This window comes from Afipia birgiae 34632 (assembly GCF_000308295.2).
Lineage (GTDB): Bacteria > Pseudomonadota > Alphaproteobacteria > Rhizobiales > Xanthobacteraceae > Afipia > Afipia birgiae.
On the sequence record NZ_HG326653.1, the window covers coordinates 947,201 to 953,420 of the forward strand.

The 6,220-nt window shown below is 58.2% G+C and carries 5 protein-coding genes and 2 pseudogenes; 3 read left to right on the plus strand and 4 right to left on the minus strand.

The features are described from left to right. Window positions 1-114: 114 nt before the first annotated feature. Entirely contained in the window at window positions 115-1,059 is a 945-nt protein-coding gene (locus BN32_RS18495) for a tetratricopeptide repeat protein (RefSeq protein ID WP_019198843.1), read from the plus strand. A 68-nt stretch (window positions 1,060-1,127) separates the two neighbouring features. On the opposite strand, the pseudogene BN32_RS18500 reads toward BN32_RS18495, so the two are convergent. Further along, a pseudogene (locus BN32_RS18500) lies at window positions 1,128-1,883 on the minus strand (DUF2130 domain-containing protein); the annotation flags it as partial. A gap of 116 nt (window positions 1,884-1,999) precedes the next feature. Here BN32_RS18500 and BN32_RS18505 point away from each other — a divergent pair. Both BN32_RS18505 and ccoS read left to right on the plus strand, forming a co-directional pair. Beyond that, a complete protein-coding gene (locus tag BN32_RS18505; RefSeq protein WP_019198841.1) occupies window positions 2,000-4,282 on the plus strand; it encodes a heavy metal translocating P-type ATPase in 2,283 nt (760 codons plus the stop codon). Beyond that, window positions 4,279-4,458 (plus strand): cbb3-type cytochrome oxidase assembly protein CcoS, encoded by a 180-nt coding sequence (gene ccoS / locus BN32_RS18510; RefSeq protein ID WP_040426672.1) that lies wholly within the window; start codon window positions 4,279-4,281, stop codon window positions 4,456-4,458. The genes BN32_RS18505 and ccoS overlap by 4 nt, the downstream gene beginning before the upstream one ends. Window positions 4,459-4,478: 20 nt before the next feature. Here the strand turns inward: ccoS and BN32_RS27830 are convergent, their stop codons facing one another. The 3 genes and pseudogenes from BN32_RS27830 to BN32_RS28240 all read right to left on the minus strand — a co-directional run. Beyond that, a complete protein-coding gene (locus tag BN32_RS27830; RefSeq protein WP_244438195.1) occupies window positions 4,479-4,703 on the minus strand; it encodes a DUF6522 family protein in 225 nt (74 codons plus the stop codon). A gap of 578 nt (window positions 4,704-5,281) precedes the next feature. Beyond that, a complete protein-coding gene (locus BN32_RS18515) occupies window positions 5,282-5,659 on the minus strand; it encodes a copper-binding protein (protein ID WP_244438196.1) in 378 nt (125 codons plus the stop codon). 321 nt (window positions 5,660-5,980) lie between these two features. Next, window positions 5,981-6,082 (minus strand): annotated as a pseudogene (locus BN32_RS28240) (Glu/Leu/Phe/Val dehydrogenase dimerization domain-containing protein); the annotation flags it as partial. Window positions 6,083-6,220: the final 138 nt, after the last annotated feature.

Genomic DNA, 6,220 nt, shown 5'->3' on the forward strand with positions numbered 1-6,220 from the left:
GCAAAACCGTTCTATTTTGACGCCTGCCGTGGGATTAGCGTCCGCCAATTCGAAACTGAGTGGACTCAATTGATATCCCGCGCCCAGTTCGTCTAGGGCTGCTAGGACGGTTCGATGGGGCTCTGGGGTCGATTATTCGGGAAGCACAAGCAAACTTCTGTCGCGTCCGACATTGCGGACAACGATATCGGTTTCGGTGACGAGTTCATTCAGATTCCGTCTCGCGACTTTTTTGGAGAATCTAGCCGGTCTCCCAATGGAAGATTCACGATTGCGTGGACGGACGGTGGGCCGAACCAATCTCGCCGCGGCCGGTATATCTTTCTCGATAGGGGTAAAGTCGTTTTTGAAGGGAGCATGCCTCGCCCGAATGACGGGAAGGTGGCGGATAACGGTGTATTTATTCTCAACGATTGGGGCGCCGTCGAGGCGTTGAGCGGAACACTCGCGGCCTTTCGTCCCGATGGAAAGCCCATCATTGCGCGGAAACTGAAAGCCAATCTTTTCAATAATGGCCTTTCGGCCGATGGCCGCTGGGCCATTTGCCAAACGGCCAATGCGCCAAGCGAGGACGGCGGGCGGCTGTTCGTGTTCGATCTTGCCGCGGGCATTCAGATAAGCTCCTGGCAGGCCGCGTCGGGTTGGGCGGATCAGTACGTCTTTTCAGCTGATGGACAAATAATTTTTCTTGAATATCGCGATCGGGGTTCATTCGCATACGGCATCGACGGCACGTTTCTGGATCGAACAAAGTGGCTGGCTGCGGGATTGCAAAGAGGCGATCTAGCTATAATCGAAGAGCTTCTCTGCGAGACGAAGAACCTGCCTTCGCGAGAGTTAACCGACCTCCTTCTGCCTGCTATCAATCTGGCACTCGCTGCAAAGCAGAATGCCGACGCAAAATCGCAAGCGCGCGCCCATCGATTGAGCGGCACTTGTTTGGAGGCCATGGGCAACATCTCGAAAGCGCTCACGGCCTACGAGCGAGCACTATCACTTGATGAGAAGGTCGGCGTAAAACGTAAGGTGGATCAATTGAGGAAGTCTTTCCGGAAATAGATGTTCCTCTTCCTTGAGGTCTCCCAATCGCCGATACGTTTCGTATGTTTCCACGCAGTTGTTCTTGGTCAATCGGGGCCCGGATACGTCAACAACGGCATGTCCAGACTCGGGATTTCTGGCAACGCCTTCCCAGCAATGCCCTGTAGGTCACCGTACATACCAACCGTGTTCTTGATGACGCTCTGAATCTGACCCTCGCGCTTGGACCAGATCCGGTTCATGAACTTGCGTTCCTTGTCGAGATCCTCTTTCAGTTCGTCGAACTTCTCCACGATGCCCTCAAGGCGCAGGCGAAAGCGGGGGCCTGTCAGATACTGATAGACTAATTCCATCTTGGTCTGCTGACCTTGCTGAGCACCACGTACTCTAGCCAACTCTATAAGAGATTGGCGCAGAGCAACGGCGACGGGAACCGCGCAGCGAGGATGGGCCACCCAGACTCCGTCAATTAAAGCAAATGTCTCAACGTCCTTCGGCAATGTTTGAGAGATGATTAGGGCCACATCGGCCTTTGCGTTTCGCTGGTCTTCTCTGAGTTTAGCAAGCCAGCCATCGCTCCAGTTTTTAGTCCGTTTAAATTCCCAAAGGATCAAACCGGCCGCCTGGCCGAGCGAGCCGTTGACGCGTTGAACGATGTCACCACCAGATTCACCCTTGCCGACCGGCTCAATCAGGTCGAGCGGAAACTTGCCTTTCAACAACGCCTCGAGTTCCAGCTCGAGCGCTTCGCCCTGTATTTGCTGGGACCCCTGATCAGCCTTGCGCTTTAGTTCCTCGATCGTTCGATTCATCGCAGTAATCTGCAGATCCTTCTGTGATACCTGTGCTTTGAGCTGGGTATGATCGTCGTGTTTCCGGTGCTCGGTCATGGAAGCTGGCACGCCTATCGGACCATGCGACCGTGAAGCGCGAGGGCGCGTAGCGTCAGGAGTATTCGATGAGCTGTTGCGGATCCGGTGCAGGATACCAGCAGATCGCGCCGGACCCACTGGCGGCCGGTGAGGAAGTGCGGCTTGCGAGCCGTGTGGTGGCCGACGACGTTCGCCAGACCGACCTTTCGGTCCCGTCGGTTCATTGCGGCGGCTGTATTCGGACGATCGAAAAGGTGCTCGGCGAGCTTGATGGCGTCGAGCAGGCGCGCGTCAACCTCTCGACACGGCGGGTCACGATTCGATGGCGCGCGGACGGTGTGCCGCCGCCCTTCATCGAAGCGCTGAGGGGAGCGGGCTATGAAGCTCATCTCTTCGACATCGACGCGGACGAAAAAGACAGCACGCTGTCCGAGTTGGTGCGCGCGCTGGCGGTGTCCGGCTTTGCCGCCAGCAACATCATGCTGTTGTCGGTGTCGATCTGGTCGGGGGCGGAACCCGAGACGCGGGACCTGTTTCACTGGATTTCCGCATTGATCGCATTCCCGGCGCTCGCCTATTCCGGTCGAGTGTTCTTTCGTTCCGCGTGGCGCGCGCTCAAGCATGGCCGCACCGCCATGGATGTGCCGATTTCGCTGGGTGTTTTGCTGGCGTTCGGCATGAGTCTCTATGAAACGGTGCAACGCGGTTCGCATGCCTATTTCGACGCTTCGATCTCGTTGCTATTCTTTCTGCTGATCGGGCGGACTCTCGATCACATGATGCGCGACCGCGCCCGGCCCGCCGTCAAGGGGTTGGCGCGTCTGGCGGCGCGTGGTGCACTTGTTGTGCAGCCCGGCGGCACCCAGACCTATCTTTCTGTCAGCGAGATTCAACCTGGTATGACGATCATGCTCGCCGCGGGCGAGCGTGTTCCGGTGGATGCGCGGGTCACGAAGGGAATTTCCGATCTCGATGTGTCGCTTGTCTCCGGCGAGAGCGTGCCGCAACTGGCTTCACCCGGCTCAGTGTTGCGTGCCGGCACGCTGAATCTGACCGGGCCGCTCACCATTGTGGCCACCGCCGCAGCTGGGGATTCATTCCTGGCGGAAATGGTGCGGATGATGGAGGCGGACGAGCAGGGCCGTTCGACCTATCGGCGTATCGCCGACCGGGCAGCGGGACTGTATGCCCCGGTGGTTCATCTGACGGCGTTTGTCACCCTGATCGGGTGGCTGGTCGTGACGGGTGACATTCACCGCGCGGTCACATGCGCAATCGCTGTTCTCATCATTACTTGTCCCTGCGCGCTCGATCTTGCGGTACCGATGGTGCAGGTCGTTGCCGCAAGGCGGCTATTCGAGAACGGCATCATGCTGAGGGACGGCGGCGCGCTGGAGCGCCTCGCCGAGATCGACACGGTGGTGTTCGACAAGACCGGCACTCTGACCCTCGGCAACCCGCGATTGATCGATACCGGCGCCGTCACCCCGCAAACCCTGGCGATCGCAGCGGCCATCGCGTCGCATTCCCGCCATCCCTATTCGCGCGCGCTCGCCGCCGCCCAAACGCTAAATCCGCCGATGTCGTTCGAGGACATCTCCGAGCATCCGGGGTCGGGACTGGAAGCGCGGTCCGGTGCATCGGTCTATCGTCTGGGCCGCGCCGCGTGGGCGCTGTCATGCGCCAGCGAGCTGCCTCCGCCATCCGACGAGGCGTCCGTCGTCCTTGCAAAGGATGGCCGTCAGCTGGCCGAGTTTCATTTCAACGATCGCCTGCGCGCCGATGTCGGCGAGGCGATCACCCGACTGACGAGCGACGGATTTGCGATGGAGGTGGTGTCCGGTGACAGGGAGGAACCGGTCCGCGTGCTCGCTGCGGATCTGGGCGTTCCATATACCGCGCGCGTCCTGCCGGGCGGCAAGGCCGAACACGTGGCGTCGCTTGCGACTGCGGGCCGGAAGGTTCTGATGGTGGGGGACGGGCTGAACGATACCCCGGCGCTGGCAGCCGCGTATGCATCGATGGCCCCGGCCTCGGCGGCCGACATTGGCCGCAACGTCGCGGACCTTGTATTCCTGCATGAGAGTCTCTCGGCGGTGCCGCAGGCGATTGCGCTGGCCCGTGCGGCTGGCCGTCTGGTGCGGCAAAATCTGGCACTGGCGGTTGTTTACAATCTGGTGGCGGTGCCCATTGCTGTCCTTGGCAATGTGACGCCGCTGGCTGCCGCGGTGGCGATGTCGGGATCGTCCATCGTGGTCGTGGCGAACGCGCTGCGGCTGAAGGGAGAGCGGACCGCGCCTCGCACTCAGGCGGCCGAGGTTTCCGCCACCGGCGTTGCAGGTCCCACTGTGCTGGAGGCCGCGGAATGATGGATTATTTCTACCTGATCCCGATCGCCATCGGCATTGGTTTGACCGCGCTCGCCGCCTTCATGTGGTCGTTGAAAAGCGGTCAGTACGATGACCTTGACGGTGCCGCGGAGCGGGTTCTGTTCGAAGAGAGCGATGCTCCGATCCCGCCCACCGCCTGGCCGAAGCGTCAATAACCGCAAGCGTATCCGGTCGCCTAGCCTCCGGGCTTGCGCATCGGTGCTCGAATTGGCCGTAGGCCAAAGTCGACGGTGGAACGCCGCAGGATACGGCCCGAAACATCGACGCTTAGCCGCGCCCTGCGGTTTCCGTAGAAGAAGCTCAGGCGAAACCCGCCCTCATTCTCGTCTTCCCAGCGCCGCGCCTCGTTATTTTTTGTCACCCATGTGGTGAGGCACCTCCGTTTTGGGGCCGCCTTCATAGTGATGACCCCCAGTCCCAGTATTCGCACCGGTTCTTTTAGACGGGGACTTTGGATGCGTCGTTGAATGAGGCACTCCCGTTTTCACCCCTCCTTGATAATGATGCGCATTACCTTTGTCAGATGCGCTCTGCGCCATGGCGGGAACCGCCATGAACTGAACTGCAACTGCGATAGCAACCATCTTCCGCGTGATCATCGAACTTCTCCGTGCGTGCATCGAACGTCGATATGAAAGCCGAAAATCTCGAGCGATGTATTGATTAAAGTTAATGTTTGGTCGAACGTAAGCGCCCAAATTCGTGCCCAGAATTTAAGCAAACGATCCTGGCAACATAGAGTAGACGAACACTAGACGACATTCGTGGATATAGAAGTCAGTGAATCGCAGGTACGCTTGCTCGCAGGCCACGCCAAGCGCCGTGAATTTCCTCTCGACGTTGCGCCAAGACGTCGGGGATTATCTGGACCTCACGGCTGGGTCCGTCTCGCCTATAATGAAGCAGTTTGAAGCCGCCAGTTGAATCGCTTAGCCGTCGTTGAGACAGAAGCTGGATCGGGTCCCTGGAACACATCCGTCAGGGGATTTTGTCGATGTGGGTGATCATGACAGCACCACGGTGTCGACCCACGATGAAATGAATATGATCGCCAGGTTTTAATCCGTTGAGCATTTTGCGGGAGGTCACATGGAAGACCATATTCATGGCTGGCATCCATATGCTGCCATCGGGACTTCGCAGCTCGAGATGAAAGATGTTGACCGTACCCGGCCCTGCATCAAGCGCCTCCACCGTTCCCTGCGATCGAACGTGGCGCGACGGTGGAAGTCCCTTCGTTGCTTGCATCTGCTCCATGCGCGTAAGCCATTCAACGCCGGTCATCGATGCGGAAGCCGGAAGAGCAGCGGTCATAAACAAGCCTACCAATGAAGCGTAACCCAATACCTTAAACATCACATCTCCCCTCGGGCCTAGGGATGGAGTGTTCTACCCTAGGTCTCTTTTCGACATCAGCGTCCTCTTTAGCTTTTCGAAATTTGCACGGGATTGATTTGGATTAATAAATCGCCGATTAATATTGTGGCGTGCGCTATATCAGCAGGGAATAAGTCTAATCCTGATGATATCTGGCCTATACCTCGAGCGGTGAGCATTCTGCCACGACTCTTGAACATTGAACCGGCCGCCCCCTTGCGTTGCTTCATTGAGGCAATCGTTGATTCTCCATGGTTCAGGGATTCGACTACTCTCGTCCCCACTCGAACTGACAAATGTCACCCGCTCGTTCGTCCCCATATCGGGTGCCATAATGTCGGTGTGAGGTCCGACGAACGGAATCATCTCCAGCATATAGCGGCGCGACAGCGATTCTAGTTCATGCTAGTGCGCGCGCGATTTTCTCGACTAAGTGTACGGTTAGGCGATGATTCGCCAGTAACTATCCCGGACCAATAGATGCAAGTTGACGCCGTTTTCCCAACTACACAGCGCGATGTTCGCCTCGATTTGTTCCGG

What these genes read in the sequence shown, in the direction of transcription:
- BN32_RS18495 (WP_019198843.1), top strand. Translation starts at nt 115, where the DNA reads ATGGGGCTCTGGGGTCGATTATTCGGGAAGCACAAGCAAACTTCTGTC.
- BN32_RS18505 (WP_019198841.1), top strand. Translation starts at nt 2,000, where the DNA reads ATGAGCTGTTGCGGATCCGGTGCAGGATACCAGCAGATCGCGCCGGAC.
- ccoS (WP_040426672.1), top strand. Translation starts at nt 4,279, where the DNA reads ATGATGGATTATTTCTACCTGATCCCGATCGCCATCGGCATTGGTTTG.
- BN32_RS27830 (WP_244438195.1), bottom strand. Translation starts at nt 4,703, where the DNA reads ATGAAGGCGGCCCCAAAACGGAGGTGCCTCACCACATGGGTGACAAAA.
- BN32_RS18515 (WP_244438196.1), bottom strand. Translation starts at nt 5,659, where the DNA reads ATGTTTAAGGTATTGGGTTACGCTTCATTGGTAGGCTTGTTTATGACC.